This window comes from Amycolatopsis anabasis (genome assembly GCF_009765355.1).
Classification (GTDB): domain Bacteria; phylum Actinomycetota; class Actinomycetes; order Mycobacteriales; family Pseudonocardiaceae; genus Amycolatopsis; species Amycolatopsis anabasis.
The window spans coordinates 1-2,429 of the sequence record NZ_VTHK01000143.1 but is presented as its reverse complement, the minus strand read 5'-3'; the positions used below and the strand labels follow the sequence as shown (position 1 = coordinate 2,429).

Below are 2,429 nucleotides of genomic sequence, written 5' to 3'. Positions count from 1 at the left end.
GTGCCCGCGGTTCCGTCGATGGTGATCAGCTGGCCGGTGGTGATTTCGTGGGTGGCGTTGCGGACGCAGATGACGGCCGGGATGCCGTATTCCCGGGCGACCGTGGGGCCGTGCGCGACCGGTGAGCCGGTTTCGGTGACCAGGCCGGCCGTGGTCAGGAACAGCGGGGTCCATCCGGGGTCGGTGGTCGGCGCCACGAGGATCTCGCCCGGCTCGATGTGCGCGCCGACCGGATCGCGGATCACACGCGCCCTCCCGGTCGCCCGGCCTGCCGCCCCGGCCATCCCGGTCAGCACCCCTTCTTCGGTCGGGGCCGCCGTGGCGAGCGCCTCCACATCGGTCCCGTCCGACAGCAAGGCGCCCGGAACGGTGGGCCGCCGTAGCTCCCGCTGGTGGTCCGCGCGCCGGGTGGCGATCAGGTCCCGGTGGTCGGCCCCGTCCTGTACGGCCTCGCGGGCTTCCTCGAGGGTGAGGAACATGATGTCGTCGGCGCTTTCGAGCAGGCCGCGCGCGACCAGGTCGTCGCCGATCAGCAGGAGTTGCCGACGGGACGCGTGGAGCGCGGGCAGCCAGGCGAACTTCCCGATCTCGCGCAGTCCGGTGAGCTTGCGCGACCGGCGCATGAGGAACGTCGCGAGGCGGCCGCGGACCGGCCGCGTGCGGCGCGCCCGCCGGGACAGCGTCTCGATCATCGCTTCGGCCTTCCGGGCGGCCTGGGCGAAGCGCCGGTCGGGTGCCTGCTCGGGGTCGTCGACGCGGAGGTAGTTGGCGATCGTGGCGAACAGCGGCGCCGGGTCCTCCTCCCAGCGGGGCAGGCCGACGTCGATCTCGGCCGCCGCGCGCATGCCGTACCGCTCCAGGAACCCGGCCATCCCGATATCGGGCAGTTGCCCGGCGCGGTACCGCGCGGCCAGTTCGTCGGGCAGGGTGGTGAGGAATACCTCGCGGTGGGCTCGCGCGTGCACCGCGAGGTTCCACAACGCGAGATCCATCTCGGTGGTGACGTTGTGGGGCATTCCGCCCAGGACGATGTCCAGTTCCTCGTCCGAGGCGATGCCCTTGAGCAGCCCGGAGGGCGCCACCCCGAGGAAGATCCCGGCCATCAAGGGCCACATCAGCCCCAGCATGCCGTGGCTCATGAACGCCCGATGCGAGTCCTCGATGACCCACCTCAGCCGCTCCGCCGCGGTCGCCGAGTCCCGGGGCGGTACGGTCCGGCACCGGATCTCCTCCACCGCGCGGTAGGCGCGGGCGCGGGCCGCGTCCGGGCGGGCCAGGCTCCACACGAGCCCGGCGATCATGCTCGGCGCCAGCCGTGCGGTGGCCCGGAGGAGGTTGCGCAGCCGGAACGGAAAGCCGCGCCGCGGGGCGAAGCGCGGATCGGCCATGATGCGCTCGACGGCGCCCTGCACCCGTGGCCCGTACACCTGCAGGGACGTCGGCAGCCGCTTGCGCAGGGCCTTGTTGCGGACGAAGTCGGTCAGGTCGAAGTAGAGCCGCCCGCCGATGGGGACCAGGCGGGGCAGCGGATCCCGCGGATCGCCCCGGACGCCGTGCGCCTGGAACCACATCGCCGATCCGGCCTTGAGCAAGGACGTCCCCATCGGTGTGCACGGGCGGAGCATCCCTTGAATGTGGCCGAATTCGAGGTACAGCCGGGTCTCGCCGGTGTCCGGTGGCAGCGGGAACAGGGTGGTGATCGGCCGGGACTGCAGCAGCCACAGCACGCCGTCGGAGTCGATCGCCCATTCGATGTCCTGCGGCGCGCCGAAATGCCGTTGCAGCCGCAGACCGGCGTCCCGGAGTTGTTCGAGCTGTTGCGCGCCAAGACATCCCTCGGCTCGCCGCGGTACGGCCGACTGGTGGTCGAGGACGTAGTGGTCGGGAATAACGGTGCCCTCGACGATCGCCGTCCCCAGCCCCCGGGCCGCGTCGACGACCATCTCCGTGCGGCATCCGGTGATCGGGTTGGCGGTGAACAGGACACCCGCCACCGCGGGGTCGATCATCCGCTGGATCACCACCGCCATGGCGGCATCGTCGATACCGACGGTGGCGCGGTAGGCCACGGCCCGGTCGGTGTGCAAGGAGTCCCAGCACTTGCGGACGGCCTCGACGAGCTGGCCGACGCCTTCGATGTTGAGGTAGGTGTCCTGCTGACCGGCGAAGCTGGCATCGGGCAGATCCTCAGCGGTGGCGCTGGAGCGCACCGCCACCCGGCCCGCGCCGAGCCGCTGATAGGCGTCGATCAACTCTTTCTCAGGCAACTGGCGCGCCTGATAGGACTCGACGGTCAGGCAGAACCCGTCCGGGACACACTCGCCCGCCTTGATCATCTCGCCGAGCCCGGCGGCCTTCCCACCCACCCGATCGATCATCGAAGAGCCAACAGCAGACAGACGAATCAATGCCATCCCCTCATCCTCCTC

At 71.0% G+C, this 2,429-nt stretch carries 1 protein-coding gene; it reads right to left on the bottom strand.

What is annotated here, in order from left to right:
- Nucleotides 1-2,366: PEP/pyruvate-binding domain-containing protein (locus tag FXO23_RS50365; protein ID WP_246258673.1), on the bottom strand; the 2,366-nt coding region annotated here is incomplete at its 3' end.
- Between the last annotated feature and the right edge of the window lie 63 nt (nucleotides 2,367-2,429).